Consider the following 18,992-nt stretch of genomic DNA (forward strand, 5'->3'; position numbering starts at 1 on the left):
CGGTGCAGCGTCGATCTGGTCATACGCCTTGAACTCACCGAAATACTTCGTGATCGCTGCCGTCAGAGACGTCTTGCCGTGGTCAACGTGGCCGATCGTGCCGATGTTGACGTGCGGCTTGTTGCGCTCAAACTTACTCTTTGCCATTTTCGGCTCTCCATTTTTTGGCCCCGAGGGGCGCTAATTCTTGTTATCGGTCAATTGGTATTCCGGTCACTTCTGACCGGAATACTTTGCCTGGATTTCGGTTGCGACGTTCGACGGGACCGGCGCGTAGTGATCGAAGGTCATCGTGTACTGAGCACGGCCCTGCGACATGGAGCGCAGGTTATCGACGTACTTGAACATGTTCGCCAGCGGAACGTTGGCGTTGATGACAACAGCAATACCACGGCTTTCCTGGCCCTGGATCTGACCACGACGGGAGTTCAGGTCGCCGATGACGTCGCCGACATAATCTTCCGGGGTGACGACTTCGACCTTCATCATCGGCTCGAGGAGCTGAGCGCCGGCCTTCTTCGCTGCTTCACGGAAGCAAGCGCGGGAAGCAATTTCGAACGCCAGGACCGACGAGTCGACGTCGTGGAAGGCGCCATCGATGAGGGTCGCCTTGACGCCGAGCATCGGGAAGCCAGCGAGCGGACCCGAAGACAGAACGCTTTCGATACCCTTCTGAACGCCGGGGATATATTCCTTCGGAACAGAGCCGCCAACGATCTTGGATTCGAACTTGAAGTCTTCGCCATCCGGGTTCGGTTCGAAGACGATCTTCACGCGAGCGAACTGGCCGGTACCACCGGACTGCTTCTTGTGCGTGTAGTCTTCTTCGTGTGCCTTTGTGATGGTTTCGCGGTAGGCAACCTGCGGCGCGCCGACGGTTGCTTCAACCTTGAACTCACGACGCATGCGGTCGACGATAATGTCGAGATGCAGTTCGCCCATGCCGGCGATGATGGTCTGGCCGGATTCTTGGTCGGTCTTGACGCGGAAGGACGGATCCTCAGCAGCAAGACGGTTGAGCGCGAGGCCCATCTTTTCCTGGTCGCCCTTGGTCTTCGGCTCGATAGCGATCTGGATGACCGGCTCGGGGAATTCCATGCGCTCGAGGATAACCGGCTTCAGCGGGTCGCAGAGCGTATCGCCAGTGGTGGTTTCCTTGAGACCGGCAAGAGCGACGATGTCGCCAGCGAAGGCTTCTTCGATGTCTTCACGCGAGTTGGAATGCATCTGCAGCATGCGGCCGACGCGCTCGCGCTTGTCCTTGACCGTATTCATGACCGACGCGCCCTTTTCGAGCTTGCCGGAGTAGATGCGTGCAAAGGTGAGCGAACCGACGAACGGGTCGTTCATGATCTTGAAGGCGAGCATGGACAGCGGCTCGCTGTCATCGGCGTGACGCTCAATCTCAGCGTCCGTCTTGAAATCGACGCCCTTGATCGCAGGAATGTCCATCGGCGACGGCAGGTAGTCCACAACAGCGTCGAGCAAAGGCTGAACGCCCTTGTTCTTGAACGCTGTGCCACAGAACATCGGATGGAACTTGACGTCGATCGTGCCGCGGCGAACGAGTTCGCGGATCTTGTCATTGTCGGGCAGGATGCCTTCGAGATAGGCTTCCGTCGCGGCTTCGTCGATGTCGACGACCGTTTCGATCAGCTTTTCGCGATATTCTTCAGCCTTGGCCTTCATGTCCTCAGGGATCTCGACGACATCCCACTGAGCACCCAGCGACTCGTCGCGCCAGATGAGAGCGTTCATCTCGATGAGGTCGATGACGCCCTTGAATTCGGTTTCTGCACCGATCGGCAACTGCATGACGACAGCCGTTGCGCCGAGACGGGTCTTGATCATCTCGACGGAGCGGTAGAAGTCCGCACCGGTCTTGTCCATCTTGTTGCAGAAGATCATGCGCGGAACATTGTACTTCTCAGCCTGGCGCCAGACGGTTTCCGTCTGGGGCTCAACGCCGGCGTTGGCATCGAGCAGCGCAATGGCGCCGTCGAGAACGCGCAGCGAACGCTCGACTTCGATGGTGAAGTCGACGTGGCCGGGAGTGTCGATGATATTGAAGCGGCGGGTCTTGCCGTCACGGCCCTTCCAGTAGGTCGTGGTAGCAGCGGACGTGATCGTGATACCGCGTTCCTGCTCCTGCTCCATCCAGTCCATCGTCGCGGCGCCGTCGTGGACTTCGCCGATCTTGTGCGACTTGCCGGTGTAATAAAGAATACGCTCGGTGGTCGTGGTCTTGCCGGCGTCGATGTGCGCCATGATACCGAAATTGCGGTAGTCTTCGATCTTATATTCGCGAGCCATAATGGACTGCCTTTCGATATCGTTCGGGATTACCAGCGATAATGCGAGAACGCGCGGTTGGCGTCAGCCATCTTGTGCGTGTCTTCGCGCTTCTTGACCGCAGAACCGCGGTTGTTCGAGGCATCGAGAAGTTCGCCCGAGAGACGATCGATCATGGTGGTTTCGTTGCGCTTGCGAGCAGCAGCGATCAGCCAGCGGATGGCAAGAGCCTGACGACGCTCCGGACGGACATCGACCGGAACCTGGTAGGTCGCACCACCGACGCGGCGCGAACGGACTTCAACGTGCGGAGCGATGTTGTCGAGCGCGGAATGGAAAACCGTCAGCGGCTCCTGCTTCGACTTGCCCTGCACGGAGTCAAACGCGCCGTATACGATGCTTTCAGCGACGGACTTCTTGCCGTCGAGCATGATGGCGTTCATGAACTTCGTGACAACGAGGTCACCGAACTTCGGGTCCGGATTGATCTCGCGCTTTTCTGCTTTATGGCGTCTGGACATACTTCTCGTCTCTTTAACTGTTAAGGCGCTCTACCACGCGGAGGACTTCGCGCAGCGCCGGGGATTTCACTTTCAAGCCTTTCCGGGCGGTATCGCCCGGGGCGAAATTACTTCGGACGCTTCGCACCGTACTTGGAACGGCGCTGCTTGCGGTTCTTGACACCCTGGGTATCGAGAACGCCGCGGATGATGTGGTAACGGACACCCGGAAGGTCCTTGACGCGGCCGCCACGGATCATGACGACAGAGTGTTCCTGAAGGTTGTGACCTTCGCCGGGAATATAACCAATGACTTCGAAGCCGTTGGTGAGGCGGATCTTTGCGACCTTACGCAGAGCCGAGTTCGGCTTCTTCGGCGTCGTCGTGTAAACGCGGGTGCAAACACCACGCTTCTGCGGGTTCTCCTGAAGAGCGGGAACCTTGTTACGCTTTACGTTCGCCTGGCGAGGCTTGCGGATCAGCTGGTTTACGGTAGGCATTCAACCATCCCTTACGTTTGTCTCAACAGCCCTTGCGGGCTCGAACTTCGCCGTCTCCGGCACTGCCACACATATTTTCCCTCAATGCGCAAAATATGGCCCGATCCGCTTCCGCAGATGGACCACATAGAGCAGAGGACGCAAAAAAGATGCGTCATGCGTGCAGCATCATGACTTCAACGTGCGTTTAGAACCTTGTTTGAGGCGATCTTCAGGGCGCGTCGCCCCGAACAGCCAAACCTCACATGGGATCCGATGGCCGGCGTACTACTGGTTTCCGCCCTCTTCGTCAAGGCCGGTTAAGAAATAATCTCCACCCCGACGGCATGAAAAGCCCTGTGAACACGCTGTTTACAGGCTCTTTAGGGCGGTTAAAGATACCCGGCAAGATAAACTTGGGCATTGCAGCAAAAACGGATAGGAATCAGTATTTGCAGACATCAAGCCCTTATATGGGATCTGCATATTGCGATTCTCAGACAGCCGAAGGACAAAAAGATGATCGGGACACCGGACAATGACAACAATTTCGACGGACCGATGATCTTCATCATCATCGGCAAGGGCTATGAATCCGATACGAGCGAGGGCGTGGACCTGCACGTCATGCTGAAAGCCGCCGATGACGACAGCGCCGTGCGCGAAGCCTTGAACGCGCTCGCCGAGGAAGGCTTCATCGAAGCCGATCTCGACCAGATCGGCATGCTAACCGAAGTGCCCTCCGAAGAGCCGCATGCCTCCGCCTACCAGGGTGCGCTGGACGGCGAAGTCTCGATCATCCGCTTCAGCTAGACCTATATATAAAGAACAAAGCCTGCGCGCCGGCGCGGGCCCAATCCTCCCACCTCACCTTTCCATTTTGGCCGATACCAATTGAGGCGGCGAGCGTGCGGCAGGTTCTCGCAATACCGTCGCCAGCGGTCTCTGTAAGCTCAGCATTCCTCTTTTGCGCATCTCGAACTGCAGGCCGCAGTCCGTCCGCGTTCAGGCATCTTCCGCCGGCCCTTCGATTTGGCCTGCCCTCGCGGTGACCGCTGACAACCCACCTTTCGGTCTGCCAAGACCGAGCTGCGCAGCGCGCTCGGTCTTTTAAACCTGAGCAGCGATTTCAGCGAAGCCGCCCGGCCGTTACCGGCGGCTTTGTCTTTTGCTGCCATGAAGCGCCACCGGCCTGCGATACCAGAATTCCGAACGTCCGACATCTGTCCGCATTGCTGCCGTCAGCAGCCCGCTCCAGCCGCGTAACAGGCATCCTGATCTGCTCCGGGTCTGTCTATCTTGCCGCCATCGTGGCAAGGCTGTTTACCGGCGCGGCACCCCATCTCCCACGATCTTTCGGACAAAGAAAAACCGCCCGGATTTCTCCGGGCGGTTTTGAATTTGAGAGATACCGAGCTGCCGATTATTCGGCAGCCGGGGCGCTTTCGTTCGCCAGGTCCTGCAGCATCGGCGTTGCGACCCCTGCCCCGGAGCCCTTGCGGCGCTCTTCCAGGATCAGGTCGTCGCGAGCCGTCGCGATGCGGCGGATCTGGGTCATGGTGCCACCGGTACCAGCCGGGATCAGACGGCCGACGATGACGTTTTCCTTCAGACCCTGCAGACCGTCGGTCTTGCCGGCGATCGCGGCTTCCGTCAGCACCTTGGTCGTTTCCTGGAAGGAAGCGGCCGAGATGAAGGACGGGGTCTGCAGCGATGCCTTGGTGATGCCGAGCAGAACCGGGTCACCGCTGGCAGGCTTCTTGCCTTCCTCGATGAGGTGGTCGTTGACGTCTTCCAGTTCGATACGGTCGACATTGTCGCCGACGATGTACGTGGAGTCGCCTGCATCGGTGATTTCCACCTTCTGCAGCATCTGACGGACAATCACTTCGATGTGCTTGTCGTTGATGACAACGCCCTGCAGACGATAGACTTCCTGGATTTCGTTCACGAGGTAGGAAGCCAAGGCTTCCACGCCCTTGATCGCCAGGATGTCGTGAGGAGCCGGGTTACCGTCGAGGATGTAGTCACCCTTTTCGATATAGTCGCCTTCCTGAAGGTGGAAGGGCTTGCCCTTCGGGATCAGGTATTCGACAGGCTCGACACCGTCTTCTGCCGGCTCGATGATGACACGACGCTTGTTCTTGTAGTCGCGGCCGAGGCGGATCGTACCATCGATCTCTGCGATGATGGCGTGGTCCTTCGGACGGCGGGCTTCGAACAGTTCTGCAACACGCGGCAGACCACCGGTGATGTCCTTGGTCTTGGCGCTTTCCAGCGGCGAACGCGCGAGAACGTCACCCTGGGAGACCTTCGTGCCCGGCTCGACCGACAGGATTGCATCGACCGAGAGCAGGAAGCGGGCTTCGCCACCGCGGGAGAGCTTCGCGACATTGCCGCTTGCATCCTTGATGACGATGGCAGGCTTCAGGTCCGAACCGCGCGGGGTCGAACGCCAGTCGATAACCTGACGCTTGGTGATGCCCGTGGCTTCGTCGGTCGCTTCGAGAACGGAGAGGCCATCGACGACATCTTCGAACTGAACCGTACCAGCTACTTCCGTCATCATCGGACGGGTGTAGGGATCCCACTCCGCCAGACGCTGACCGCGCTTGACCTTGTCGCCTTCGTCGACATGCAGCTTCGAACCGTAGGCAACACGCTGCGAGGAACGCTCCACACCACGCTCGTCCAGGATCTGGACGGTTATGTTGCGGCCCATGGCAATGAGGTTGCCATCGGAGTTGCGCAGGATGTTGCGGTTCTTGATCTGCACCGTACCTTCGTACGAGGCTTCCAGGAACGACTGGTCGACCACGGTTGCCGTACCACCAAGGTGGAACGTACGCATGGTGAGCTGCGTGCCCGGTTCGCCGATCGACTGAGCCGCGATAACGCCGACAGCTTCACCCATGTTAACAGGCGTACCGCGCGCGAGGTCGCGGCCGTAGCAGACCGCGCAGACGCCCGTCTGGATTTCGCAAGTCAGTGCCGAACGAATACGGATCGACTGGATACCAGACTTTTCGATCTCGACGACATCAGGCTCGAGGATCATCCTGCCGGCATCGACGATACGCTCGCCGGTGATCGGATGGTCGATATTGTCAAGAGCCGTACGGCCGAGGATACGAACACCGATCGAGGCAACGACCTGGCCGGCATCGACGATGGCAGTCATGGTGAGGCCGGTTTCGGTGCCGCAATCGACGTGCGTGACGATGCAGTCCTGCGCGACGTCAACGAGACGACGGGTCAGGTAACCGGAGTTCGCAGTCTTGAGCGCGGTGTCTGCCAGACCCTTACGGGCGCCGTGCGTCGAGTTGAAGTACTCGTTGACGGTCAGGCCTTCCTTGAAGTTCGAGATGATCGGCGTCTCGATGATTTCACCCGACGGCTTGGCCATGAGGCCGCGCATGCCGCCCAGCTGACGCATCTGGTTCGGAGAACCGCGGGCGCCCGAATGGGACATCATGTAGATCGAGTTCATCGGCTTCTGGCGACCGGTCGCCGGATCGAACTCAACAGCCTTAATGCGGGCCATCATCTCTTCGGCGACCTTTTCCGTCGCCTTGCCCCAGGCGTCGACAACCTTGTTGTACTTTTCGCCCTGAGTGATCAGACCGTCATTGTACTGCTGCTCGTATTCCTTGACCAGGCTTTCGGTGTCGTCGACGATCTTCGCCTTGGTGTCCGGAATGACCATATCGTCCTTGCCGAACGAAATGCCGGCGCGGCAGGCATGGCTGAAGCCGAGCTGCATGATGCGGTCGCAGAAAATGACCGTGTCCTTCTGGCCGCAATGACGGTAGACCGCGTCGATCATCCTGGAGATGTTCTTCTTGGTCATTTCCTGGTTGCAGATATCGAAGGTCACCTTGCCGTTCTTCGGCAGGAGTTCGCCGATGAGCAGGCGGCCCGGCGTTGTCTCATAGATCTTCGAGTACGGCTTGCCGTCCTCGCCGATCGACTTGAAGCGACCGCGAATCTTGGTGTGCAGCGTCACGACCTTGTTTTCCAGGGCGTGGTGCAGCTCACCGAGGTCGGAGAAGGCCATGCCTTCGCCCGGCTCGTTCTGGTTCATGATCGACAGGTAGTAGAGGCCGAGAACCATGTCCTGCGACGGAACGATGATCGGTGCGCCGTTTGCCGGATGCAGGATGTTGTTCGTCGACATCATCAGAACGCGGGCTTCGAGCTGGGCTTCGAGCGACAGCGGCACGTGAACGGCCATCTGGTCACCGTCGAAGTCGGCGTTGAAGGCCGTGCAGACGAGCGGATGCAGCTGGATAGCCTTGCCTTCGACCAGCATGGGTTCGAAGGCCTGGATGCCCAGGCGGTGCAGCGTCGGTGCGCGGTTCAGGAGAACCGGATGCTCACGGATGACCTCGTCGAGGATATCCCAGACCTCAGGCTTTTCCTTCTCAACCAGCTTCTTGGCCTGCTTGACGGTCGAGGAATAACCCTTGGCGTCGAGGCGGGCATAGATGAACGGCTTGAAGAGCTCGAGCGCCATCTTCTTCGGAAGACCGCACTGATGCAGCTTCAGTTCCGGACCGGTCACGATGACCGAACGGCCGGAATAGTCGACGCGCTTGCCGAGCAGGTTCTGACGGAAGCGGCCCTGCTTGCCCTTGAGCATATCCGACAGCGACTTCAACGGACGCTTGTTAGCGCCGGTGATGACGCGGCCACGGCGGCCGTTATCGAAGAGCGCGTCAACAGATTCCTGCAGCATGCGCTTTTCGTTGCGGATGATGATACCCGGTGCGCGCAGTTCGATCAGGCGCTTCAGACGGTTGTTACGGTTGATGACGCGGCGATAGAGATCGTTCAGGTCCGATGTCGCGAAACGACCACCGTCCAGAGGAACCAGCGGGCGCAGGTCCGGCGGGATGACCGGAACGACCTTCATGATCATCCATTCCGGACGGTTGCCGGATTCCATGAAGTTCTCGACGATCTTCAAACGCTTCATCAGCTTCTTTTGCTTGAGGTCCGACGTAGTGTCGGCAAGCTCGGAGCGAAGGTCGCCAGCGATCTTTTCGAGGTTCATCGATGCGAGCATCTCGTAGATGGCTTCGGCACCGATCATGGCCGTGAACTGATCTTCGCCGTATTCGTCGACGGCGAGCATGTACTCTTCTTCGGACAGGAGCTGGTGCTCCTTGAGCGCGGTGAGACCCGGCTCAGTGACGATGTAGTTTTCGAAGTAGAGGACGCGCTCAACATCCTTCAGCGTCATGTCGAGCAGCGTGGAGATGCGGCTCGGCAGTGACTTCAGGAACCAGATATGGGCAACGGGAGCGGCGAGCTCGATATGGCCCATGCGCTCGCGGCGAACGCGCGACAGCGTGACTTCGACGCCGCACTTTTCGCAGATGATGCCCTTGTACTTCATGCGCTTGTACTTGCCGCACAGGCACTCGTAGTCCTTGATCGGTCCGAAGATGCGCGCGCAGAAGAGACCGTCGCGTTCAGGCTTGAACGTACGGTAGTTGATGGTTTCCGGCTTCTTGATCTCGCCGTAGGACCAGGAAAGAATCTTCTCCGGAGAGGCGATCGAAATCCGGATGGAATCGAAGTTCTGTGCAGGCACCTGCGGATTGAAAAGATTCATGACCTCTTGGTTCATGCCTGTCTCCTTCATGGGCGAAAGCGCCCTTAGCTTGCGAGGTTGGCGGCAAATTCCCGGGAGCCGCGCCAGCGCTTAAACGACAATAACCGCAGAATGCGGCGAAAGCGTCCCTGCCCGGCCGACACATTACGGGGCCATGGCGGGAACGGTGTGCGCCCTAAGGCGCACACCTTATCATGTGGTTACTCGGCAGCATCCGGCAGCTGGCCTGCAGCCTGTAGCTCCTCGATCTTGGAATTTTCGAGCTCGACGGAGAGACCCAGCGAGCGCATTTCCTTGACGAGAACGTTGAAGCTTTCCGGAATACCGGCCTCGAAGGTGTCGTCGCCACGGACGATCGCTTCGTAGACCTTGGTGCGGCCGGCCACGTCGTCCGACTTCACCGTCAGCATTTCCTGCAGCGTATAGGCTGCACCGTAGGCTTCGAGTGCCCAGACTTCCATTTCGCCGAAGCGCTGGCCGCCGAACTGCGCCTTGCCGCCCAGCGGCTGCTGGGTAACGAGCGAGTACGGGCCGATCGAACGAGCGTGGATCTTGTCGTCGACCAGGTGGTTGAGCTTCAGCATGTAGATGTAGCCAACCGTGACCTGGCGGTCGAACTGCTCGCCGGTACGACCATCGTACAGTGTAGACTGGCCGCTTTCCTTAAGACCCGCCAGCGCCAGCATGTCGTTGACGTCACCTTCGTGAGCGCCATCGAAGACCGGCGTCGCAATCGAAACGCCGCGCTTCCACTGGTCAGCGAGACGCAGCACCGATTCATCGTCGAAATCCTTGACCTGTTCGGCCTTCGGACCGTCGCCGACAACGTCGCCAATCGTCTTGCGGAGCGGTTCGATATTGCCGTTGGCCCTGTAGGCTTCCAGCATGTCGCCGATCTGACGACCCATGCCGGCGCAAGCCCAGCCAAGGTGCGTCTCAAGGATCTGGCCAACGTTCATGCGCGAGGGAACGCCGAGCGGGTTCAGAACGACGTCGACATGCGTGCCGTCTTCCAGGAACGGCATGTCTTCGACAGGCACGATGCGCGAAACGACACCCTTGTTGCCGTGACGGCCGGCCATCTTGTCGCCCGGCTGGATCTTGCGCTTAACAGCGACGAAGACCTTGACCATCTTCATGACGCCCGGAGGCATTTCGTCGCCGCGCTGGACCTTCTCGACCTTGTCCATGAAGCGCTGTTCAAGGCGCGACTTGGATTCGTCGTACTGGCCACGAAGCGCTTCGAGCTCGCTCTGGACCTTTTCGTCCTCGACGGCGAACATCCACCACTGCGAGCGGGGATATTCGGAGACGACGGCGTTCGACAGCTCGGTGCCCTTCTTGAAGCCCTTAGGGCCTGCAATGGAGGACTGGCCGCGCAGCATGTCGATCAGACGGCCGTAGACGTTACGGTCGAGGATCGCCTGCTCGTCGTCACGGTCCTTTGCCAGACGCTCGATCTCTTCGCGCTCGATTGCCATCGCGCGCTCGTCTTTTTCAACGCCGTGGCGGTTGAAGACGCGCACTTCGACGATCGTGCCGTAGGTGCCGGGCGGCATGCGCATGGACGTATCGCGAACGTCGGATGCCTTTTCACCGAAGATGGCGCGCAGGAGCTTTTCTTCCGGCGTCATCGGGCTTTCGCCCTTCGGGGTGATCTTGCCGACCAGGATATCGCCCGGCTGAACTTCGGCGCCGATGTAGACGATACCGGCTTCGTCGAGATTCTTCAGCGCTTCTTCCGAAACGTTCGGAATATCGCGCGTGATTTCTTCCGGACCAAGCTTGGTGTCACGCGCCATCACTTCGAATTCTTCGATGTGGATGGAGGTGAACACGTCGTCGGCAACGATACGCTCGGAGAGCAGGATCGAGTCTTCGTAGTTGTAGCCGTTCCAGGGCATGAACGCGACGAGCGCGTTGCGGCCGAGCGCCAGATCACCGAGATCGGTCGACGGACCGTCGGCGAGAATGTCGCCGCGGTTGACCTCGTCACCGACGGTTACCAGCGGACGCTGGTTGACGCAGGTGTTCTGGTTCGAACGCTGGAACTTCTGCAGGCGGTAGATATCGACGCCGGATTTGCCGGCTTCGAGGTCTTCCGTGGCGCGGATAACGATACGCGTCGCGTCGACCTGGTCGACCACACCGCCGCGGCGTGCGCCGATAGCAGCACCGGAGTCGCGGGCGACGACCGGTTCCATCCCGGTGCCGACGAACGGTGCTTCAGCCCGCAGAAGCGGAACGGCCTGACGCTGCATGTTCGAGCCCATGAGAGCGCGGTTGGCGTCGTCGTTTTCGAGGAACGGGATGAGAGCAGCCGCAACCGAAACGACCTGCTTCGGCGAGACGTCCATCAAGTTCATGCTGTCGCGCGGAGCGAGCATAACTTCGCCGGCGTGACGGCAAACGACGAATTCGTCGACGAAGGAACCATCCGACGTCAGTTCGGCGTTGGCCTGGGCAACATAGTACTTCGCCTCTTCCATAGCGGAGAGATAGAGCACATCACTGGTCACCTTGCCGTCGACGATGCGACGATACGGGCTTTCGATAAAGCCGTACTTGTTGACGCGTGCGAAGGTTGCCAGCGAGTTGATCAGACCGATGTTCGGGCCTTCCGGCGTTTCGATCGGGCAAATACGACCGTAGTGCGTCGGATGAACGTCGCGGACTTCGAAGCCGGCACGCTCGCGGGTCAGACCGCCCGGGCCAAGAGCCGAGAGACGGCGCTTGTGGGTGATTTCCGAGAGCGGGTTGACCTGGTCCATGAACTGCGAGAGCTGCGAGGAACCGAAGAATTCGCGGACGGCTGCAGCAGCCGGCTTGGCGTTGATCAGGTCCTGCGGCATAACCGTGTCGATTTCGATCGAGGACATGCGTTCCTTGATCGCGCGCTCCATGCGCAGCAAGCCGAGACGGTACTGGTTCTCCATCAGCTCACCGACCGAGCGGACGCGGCGATTGCCGAGGTTGTCGATGTCGTCGATCTCGCCCCTGCCGTCGCGCAGTTCGACGAGCATCTTGACCACGGCCAGGATGTCGTCCTTGCGTAGAATGCGGACGGTGTCTTCGACGGTCAAGTCGAGGCGCATGTTCATCTTGACGCGGCCGACGGCGGAGAGATCGTAACGCTCCGCATCGAAGAACAGCGAGTTGAACATGGCTTCGGCCGATTCCATCGTCGGCGGCTCACCCGGACGCATGACGCGGTAGATGTCGAACAGAGCGTCCTGGCGGTTCTCGTTCTTGTCTGCCGTCAGCGTGTTGCGGATGTAGGCGCCGACATTGATGTGGTCGATGCCGAGAACCGGGATCTCGTCGAAGTGATTGGCGAGGATGATACCCAGCGTCTTCTCGTCGATTTCATCGCCGGCTTCGAGATAGATCTCGCCCGTCGAGTAGTTGACGATGTCTCCGGCAAGATAGTTGCCGTACAGATCGTCGTCAGTCGCCTTGAGAGCCTTCAGGCCCTTGTCGGAAAGCGCGCGAAGCAGACGCGGGGTCAACTTCTTGCCGGCTTCGACAACGACTTCGCCGGTATCGGCGTCAACCATCTCGGTGATCGCCTTTGCACCCTTCAGCGTTTCCGGCTTGAAGGGAATGCGCCAGCCTTCGCCGTCACGCTTGTAGAGCGACTTCGTATAGAAGGTGTCGAGAATTTCCTCGCCGTCCATGCCGAGGGCCATCAGCAGCGACGTCACCGGAATCTTGCGGCGGCGGTCGATACGGGCATAGACGATGTCCTTGGCGTCGAATTCGATATCGAGCCAGGAACCACGATACGGGATTACGCGGGCAGCAAAGAGCAGCTTGCCGGAAGAATGGCTCTTGCCCTTGTCGTGATCGAAGAAGACGCCCGGCGAACGGTGCATCTGGGATACGATCACGCGCTCGGTGCCGTTGACGATGAACGTGCCGTTGTTCGTCATGAGCGGCATGTCGCCCATGTAGACGGACTGTTCCTTGATGTCCTTGATCGACTTGGCGCCGGTATCCTCGTCGATATCGAACACGATAAGACGGAGAGTAACCTTCAGCGGCGCGGCATAGGTCAGGTCGCGCTGGCGGCATTCGTCGACGTCGAACTTCGGCGGTTCGAATTCATAGGATACGAACTCCAGCATCGAAGCGCCGGAGAAATCGGTGATCGGGAAAACGGACTTGAAGACTGCCTGAAGGCCTTCGTCGGGACGACCGCCCTTGGGCTCTTCAACCATCAGAAACTGGTCGTAGGATGCCTTCTGAACCTCGATGAGGTTCGGCATTTCTGCGACTTCGGGGATTTTACCAAAAAACTTGCGTACGCGCCTACGACCATTGAACGAAAGGGTCTGAGCCATCGTCGCTCCTTCAAAAATTGCATCCGGGCCTGCAACGGACGGGAACCGATGGCCAGTCGATCCCGTCAACCAATGAGTAGTTCAACCTCGTCCCACCTCCCGAAACAACCAGGCCGGATTGCCTTGGTGCCTCGGTTCGAGACCATGCTCTTGAAGAACCCATTACCCAAAAGCCGTTTTCACGCGGCTTTTGGGTAATTCGTTCAGAAAAACGGCAAATGGGAGGCAGTAAATACCCCGCCTCCCAGATGCGGTTCAAGATTACTTGACGTCGGCCTTTGCGCCAGCGTCTTCAAGCTTCTTCTTGATGTCAGCGGCTTCAGCCTTGGAAACAGCTTCCTTGACAGCCTTCGGAGCAGCTTCGACCAGGTCCTTGGCTTCCTTGAGGCCGAGGCCGGTGATAGCGCGGACTTCCTTGATGACGTTGATCTTGTTGGCGCCGGCATCCGTGAGGATGACGTCGAACTCGGTCTTTTCTTCTTCAACGACAGCAGCAGCGGCAGCACCACCAGCGGCAGCAACAGCTACCGGAGCAGCAGCGGAAACGCCCCACTTTTCTTCGAGAAGCTTCGACAGTTCTGCAGCTTCCAGAACGGTCAGCGAGGACAGGTCGTCAACGATCTTTGCGAGATCAGCCATTTTACTAGTTCCTTTTGTTCGGTTCGAACCGGTTGATTATAAACAGCGAAAAACCGCCTTAAGCGGCTTCGTCCTTCTTGGCGTAGGCCGCAAACACACGGGCAAGCTGGCTTGCCGGTGCTGCAACAACCCCAGCGATGCGGGTAGCCGGTGTCTGGATCATGCCCAGCAGCTTCGCACGCAGCTCATCGAGCGAAGGCAGGGTCGCAAGCGACTTGACTGCTTCAGCGTTGAGCGTGGTTGTTCCCATGGCGCCGCCGAGAACAACGATCTTGTCGTTGGTCTTGGCAAAATCCATGACGACCTTCGGAGCGGTGATCGGATCATCGCTATAAGCAATGAGGGTCTGACCCTTGAAGAGATCAGAAATCCCTTCCGCTTCCGTACCCTGAAGGGCAATTTTGGCCAGGCGGTTTTTCGCGACCTTGACGGTGCCGCCAGCAGCGCGCATCTTCGAACGAAAATCGTTCATCTGCGCGACTGTAGCACCAGCATAGTGGGCCACGACAACCGAGCCCGATGCCTTGAAGACATCGTTCAGTTCCGTGACGAATTCGCGCTTTTCCGCTCTTTCCACTGCCTATCTCCAGTTGGCGGGACCGTTGAACGGACCCACCGGGTTGCCTTTGCCTCCTGGGATCAGAAGAGATCCCAAGCGACGCTTGAGGATCCTGTCCCCTCGCGCTCCGCGCCACTTAAGGCAAAGGAGGCACAAGGCATCCAAGGCTCGAACCGACTTCCTAGAAGTATAACTTCATGCAATTCGGGTCTTACCCGTCTCATGCAGGCAACAGTGATTAAGGGAAAACCACCTGCAATCTCGGACAGGATTCCGGATTTCTCCGGAATATTCCGGCCCCTTGCGAGGCCGGAATTCTTGTTATCAGGCCGAAGCCCGATGAAACTTAAGCAGCCGGAGCCGCTGCGGTGACCGTGCCAACTTCGATCTTGACGCCCGGACCCATGGTCGAGGAGAGCGCTACGCGCTTGACGTAGTTGCCCTTGGCGCCAGCCGGCTTTGCCTTGATGACAGCGTCAGCGAAAGCACGGATGTTTTCTTCCAGAGCCTTGGCTTCGAAGGACGCCTTGCCGATGCCGGCATGAACGATACCGGCCTTCTCGACGCGGAACTCGACAGCGCCGCCCTTGGAAGCCTTGACGGCTCCAGCGACATCCATCGTAACCGTGCCAACCTTCGGGTTCGGCATCATGCCACGCGGGCCAAGTACCTTACCAAGGCGGCCGACGAGCGGCATCATGTCCGGGGTCGCGATGCAACGATCGAAGTCGATCTTGCCGCCCTGAACGATTTCTACGAGCTCTTCAGCGCCGACGATGTCAGCACCGGCAGCCTTGGCTTCATCAGCCTTGAGGCCACGGGCGAAAACGGCGACGCGAACCGTACGGCCGGTGCCGTTCGGCAGGTTGACAACGCCGCGAACCATCTGGTCAGCGTGGCGCGGGTCAACACCGAGGTTCATCGAAACTTCGATGGTTTCGTCGAACTTTGCTACGGCACGTTCCTTGACCATGCCGATGGCGGTCGTCAGAGCGTAGAGCTTGGTCGGATCAACACCTTCGTTGATCTTCTGAGTGCGCTTGCCTGCCATGGTCTTAACCCACCACTTCCAGGCCCATGGCGCGGGCAGAGCCCTCGATCATCGCCATTGCACCTTCAATATCTGCTGCGTTCAGGTCCTTCATCTTAGCTTCTGCGATCGTCTTGATCTGAGCCTTGGTGAGGGTACCAGCCTTTGCGCCCTTGCCCGGGGTCTTGGAACCGGACTGGATCTTTGCTTCCTTCTTCAGCCAGTAGCTGACCGGAGGCTGCTTCATCGCGAAGGTGAACGACTTGTCCTGGTAATAGGTGATGACGACCGGGATCGGCATACCCTTTTCCATTTCCTGCGTAGCCGCATTGAACGACTTGCAGAATTCCATGATGTTAATGCCACGCTGACCAAGCGCCGGACCAATCGGCGGGGACGGGTTTGCCGATCCTGCCTTGACCTGAAGCTTGAGCTGGCCTGCAACTTTCTTAGCCATATCTCTCTGCCTTTCACTGACGGCCGGTCGCCCGGCCCTTGATGCCGGATCACTCCGGCGGCTGCGGTTGCGTGGTGCGGGTCTTTGAGGTCCGGCTTGACCCCCTCACCTTCCACGCGATGCGGCGTTTGCCGCACGAGGATCAGTCAATGACGACCGAACCCCGATCTCGAAATCAGACCTTCTCGACCTGAGCGTATTCCAGCTCAACCGGCGTGGCGCGGCCGAAGATCGATACTTCCACCTTCAGGCGCGAACGCTCTTCGTCGACATCCTGAACCGTGCCGTTGAACGATGCGAACGGGCCGTCGGAAACGCGAACCTGCTCGCCGATTTCGAAGGTAATGGAGGCCTTCGGGCGCTCAACACCTTCCTGGACCTGGCCGAGGATGCGATCAGCCTCGGAATCCGGAATCGGAACGGGCTTGTTGTCGGAGCCCAGGAAGCCTGTAACCTTCGGCGTATTCTTGATCAGGTGATAGGCTTCGTCCGTCAAGTTGGCACGAACCATGACATAACCCGGGAAGAACTTGCGCTCGGAATCGACCTTGCGGCCACGACGCACTTCCACCACCTTCTCGGTTGGCACGAGAATCTTCTCGAACAGGTGCTCGAGCCCCTTCTGGCGAGCCTTGTTCTCGATGTCCTCAGCCACCTTCTTTTCGAAATTGGAATATGCGTGGACGATGTACCAACGTGCCGCCATTTTCATCTCCACCCGTATCAGTTGCCGGTATTGAGCACGAAGCTCAGCGCCCAGCCAATCAGCTGGTCAGCGGCAAAGAAAAACAGCGCAGCAAAAACAACCATAAACAGCACCATGACCGTCGAGATCATCGTCTCGCGGCGCGACGGCCAGGTAACTTTGGACGTTTCCGCGCGAACTTGCTGCAGAAACGCGAATGGATTGGATTTGGATGCCATCGACTGCCCACGCAATTACGGCGCGTAAAGCTGAAAGTATCAGCCCCACGCACCGCGTGTCTGTTGAACCCTAAATAAACACCGATCCCCGAATACACAAGAGGGAAACCGATGCTTAACGAAATTTGTTGCCATATGCGCAATCCTCGCCGGAACGCTGCGTTCACGTCCGCGCTCTCCGTTCAAGGAAAATGGCAGGGGCAGTAAGGCTCGAACTTACGACCTGCGGTTTTGGAGACCGCCGCTCTACCAACTGAGCTATACCCCTTTACGCTTTGCATTCAGCCTGTTGACCTTACGATCATGAGCCGGTGAAAAGCATGGCGCTCCCTTTAAGACGGCGGCTCGGGATATGCAAGAGCGATTTTCGATTTTCAGAACCATTCTCCGAAAGCAACCGGAAAAAGCGATCAGCACTGGCGGCATTACGCTGCCGGACGCAGTATGCGACACGCCCGGCACCGATGTCCATTAACCGGAATCTCACACACCCACGTATTTGCGCCAGTCGTGCTCTTCCTTGAAACCGAGCACTTCGCGAATCTTGCGGTTGGAAAGCAGGCTTTCATATTCGCCGATATCGCGGGCGAAGGGCACATTCGGGAAGAAGCGTTTGGCGAGCTCTTTCGACGGCGTGTTGGCCGAAACGGTATCGTTGGCGGCATTGAAGACCTGGAAACCCAATCCATCCTTCTCGATGCAGAGATGGACGATCTGGCCGAGATCGCGCGCGTCGATATAGCTCCAGGCGATGCGCTTGCGCATCTCCGGATTGGCGAAGTAGGTCGGGAATTTCTCGTATTCGTGCGGCTCGATGACGTTACCGATACGCAACGCATAGATGTCGAAGCCGGAGCGCTCGGCGAAAGCGCGTGCCGTCTTCTCGTTCACGACCTTGGAGAGGCCGTAGGAATCCATCGGATTGACATCATAGTCTTCCTCCAGCGGGAACTGATGGAAATCGCGATGGCCTTCCGCGAAGCAGACGCCATAAGTGGTCTCGCTCGAGGCGACAATGATCTTCCTGATACCAAGCTTCACCGCCGCCTCGATGACATTGTAGGTGCCCATCGTATTGATTCGGAAGGTTTCGTTGTCGGGTTTGATCAGGATGCGCGGCACCGCAGCGAAATGGACGACGGCGTCGAAGGACTGCACGCCCTTGCCTGCGTCCAGATCAGGAAAATCGCGATGCATGGAAAGCACATTGAACATCTGGCCGCTATCGGTGATGTCGGCAATGAGATTGGTGACGCCGGGGCTCTCCAGCGGCACGAGATCGACATTGTGGACTTCGTAGCCTGCATTGACGAGCCACGGCACGGCATGGCGACCCGCCTTGCCCGAACCGCCGGTGAAAAGAATGCGCTTTTTCATGAAATATCCTCCGCGTCGTGAAATCGGAGGCATAGATAAACTCTTCCGCGCGAAGAGCAAGCGAGCGTCACGCAAGCAGGTTCAAACCCGCTTCGGCCAGGAGCTTCCAACCGGAAGCACCTGCGCTGTCATTTCCAATCACCGCCGAATTTTCCGGCGATCCTGCAAGGTCATCACTTGACGACGCTTACCTCATCCACCTGCACGCCGGCCGCCTGAACGACCTCTTGCGGAATTGCAGCGATGAAAAACATTGTGAAAACGTACATTGCGAATATCGTCGCAACGAAGGTTGCCTTTTGAATCATGCTGGCTCTCCTTTCTACAAGAAGGAGTCTGGACCATAAAAGCCGGATCGCAAAACGCTTTCTGAACGCGAGATGAATAAAGTGCTGCGTCTGGAAATTTTAACGATATTTTTACAACATCTCATGGACGGCCAGACGCCCATCAGAAACGAAAAAACCCTGCTGTTTCCAGCAGGGTTCTTCCTTAATCTGAGATATCGCGATTACTCGACGATCGAAGCGACGATGCCTGCACCGACGGTACGGCCGCCTTCGCGGATAGCGAAGCGAAGCTTTTCTTCCATCGCGATCGGAACGATCAGCTCGACGTCAACGGTGACGTTGTCGCCAGGCATGACCATTTCCGTGCCTTCCGGAAGCGTCACGATGCCCGTAACGTCCGTCGTGCGGAAGTAGAACTGCGGACGGTAGTTCGTGAAGAACGGCGTATGACGACCGCCTTCTTCCTTCGTCAGGATGTAGGC

16 protein-coding genes and 1 tRNA gene are annotated in these 18,992 nt (G+C 58.4%); 1 reads left to right on the plus strand and 16 read right to left on the minus strand.

What is annotated here, in order from left to right; genetic code table 11:
• From AC1DUP_RS36240 to rpsL, 4 genes are all read right to left on the minus strand, one after another.
• A partial coding sequence (locus tag AC1DUP_RS36240; protein WP_421387882.1) for a GTP-binding protein occupies positions 1–147 on the minus strand: 147 nt, incomplete at its 3' end.
• Between the two features lie 66 nt (positions 148–213).
• A complete protein-coding gene (gene fusA, locus AC1DUP_RS36245; protein ID WP_113302149.1) occupies positions 214–2,313 on the minus strand; it encodes an elongation factor G in 2,100 nt (699 codons plus the stop codon).
• Positions 2,314–2,342: 29 nt separating this feature from the next.
• Positions 2,343–2,813: a 30S ribosomal protein S7 gene (gene rpsG / locus AC1DUP_RS36250; RefSeq protein WP_007817128.1), complete on the minus strand. Its 471-nt coding sequence runs from the start codon at positions 2,811–2,813 to the stop codon at positions 2,343–2,345.
• A gap of 107 nt (positions 2,814–2,920) precedes the next feature.
• Positions 2,921–3,292, minus strand: coding sequence for a 30S ribosomal protein S12 (rpsL, locus tag AC1DUP_RS36255; RefSeq protein ID WP_003547537.1), 372 nt, complete (start codon positions 3,290–3,292; stop codon positions 2,921–2,923).
• A 498-nt stretch (positions 3,293–3,790) separates the two neighbouring features.
• Between rpsL and AC1DUP_RS36260 the strand changes: the two genes are divergently transcribed.
• Positions 3,791–4,084 (plus strand): transcriptional regulator, encoded by a 294-nt coding sequence (locus tag AC1DUP_RS36260; RefSeq protein ID WP_112547859.1) that lies wholly within the window; start codon positions 3,791–3,793, stop codon positions 4,082–4,084.
• Between the two features lie 610 nt (positions 4,085–4,694).
• Here AC1DUP_RS36260 and rpoC read toward each other — a convergent pair.
• From rpoC to AC1DUP_RS36320, 12 genes are all read right to left on the minus strand, one after another.
• On the minus strand, positions 4,695–8,906 hold the full coding sequence (gene rpoC, locus AC1DUP_RS36265) for a DNA-directed RNA polymerase subunit beta' (RefSeq protein ID WP_113302148.1): 4,212 nt from the start codon (positions 8,904–8,906) through the stop codon (positions 4,695–4,697).
• A 185-nt stretch (positions 8,907–9,091) separates the two neighbouring features.
• Positions 9,092–13,234, minus strand: coding sequence for a DNA-directed RNA polymerase subunit beta (gene rpoB / locus AC1DUP_RS36270; RefSeq protein ID WP_113302147.1), 4,143 nt, complete (start codon positions 13,232–13,234; stop codon positions 9,092–9,094).
• A gap of 261 nt (positions 13,235–13,495) precedes the next feature.
• The gene (gene rplL, locus AC1DUP_RS36275; protein WP_113302146.1) at positions 13,496–13,873 is read right to left on the minus strand and encodes a 50S ribosomal protein L7/L12; all 378 of its coding nucleotides are present in this window, start codon (positions 13,871–13,873) and stop codon (positions 13,496–13,498) included.
• A 58-nt stretch (positions 13,874–13,931) separates the two neighbouring features.
• Entirely contained in the window at positions 13,932–14,450 is a 519-nt protein-coding gene (gene rplJ, locus AC1DUP_RS36280) for a 50S ribosomal protein L10 (protein ID WP_113311884.1), read from the minus strand.
• 328 nt (positions 14,451–14,778) lie between these two features.
• Positions 14,779–15,483 carry a 50S ribosomal protein L1 gene (gene rplA, locus AC1DUP_RS36285; protein WP_113302145.1) on the minus strand — a complete coding sequence of 235 codons (705 nt, stop codon included), beginning with the start codon at positions 15,481–15,483 and terminating at the stop codon, positions 14,779–14,781.
• Positions 15,484–15,487: 4 nt separating this feature from the next.
• Positions 15,488–15,919 carry a 50S ribosomal protein L11 gene (gene rplK, locus AC1DUP_RS36290; protein WP_007817112.1) on the minus strand — a complete coding sequence of 144 codons (432 nt, stop codon included), beginning with the start codon at positions 15,917–15,919 and terminating at the stop codon, positions 15,488–15,490.
• A gap of 175 nt (positions 15,920–16,094) precedes the next feature.
• Positions 16,095–16,625 carry a transcription termination/antitermination protein NusG gene (gene nusG / locus AC1DUP_RS36295; RefSeq protein WP_113302144.1) on the minus strand — a complete coding sequence of 177 codons (531 nt, stop codon included), beginning with the start codon at positions 16,623–16,625 and terminating at the stop codon, positions 16,095–16,097.
• 17 nt (positions 16,626–16,642) lie between these two features.
• Positions 16,643–16,843, minus strand: coding sequence for a preprotein translocase subunit SecE (secE, locus tag AC1DUP_RS36300; RefSeq protein ID WP_113302143.1), 201 nt, complete (start codon positions 16,841–16,843; stop codon positions 16,643–16,645).
• A 192-nt stretch (positions 16,844–17,035) separates the two neighbouring features.
• Positions 17,036–17,111: transfer RNA gene (locus tag AC1DUP_RS36305), tRNA-Trp, on the minus strand.
• A gap of 215 nt (positions 17,112–17,326) precedes the next feature.
• Entirely contained in the window at positions 17,327–18,220 is an 894-nt protein-coding gene (locus tag AC1DUP_RS36310; protein ID WP_113311885.1) for an NAD-dependent epimerase/dehydratase family protein, read from the minus strand.
• Positions 18,221–18,393: 173 nt separating this feature from the next.
• The gene (locus tag AC1DUP_RS36315) at positions 18,394–18,528 is read right to left on the minus strand and encodes a hypothetical protein (protein WP_477837307.1); all 135 of its coding nucleotides are present in this window, start codon (positions 18,526–18,528) and stop codon (positions 18,394–18,396) included.
• Between the two features lie 203 nt (positions 18,529–18,731).
• A partial coding sequence (locus tag AC1DUP_RS36320) for an EF-Tu C-terminal domain-related protein (protein ID WP_037430126.1) occupies positions 18,732–18,992 on the minus strand: 261 nt, incomplete at its 5' end.

The organism is Rhizobium sp. 01L419 (assembly GCF_056400025.1).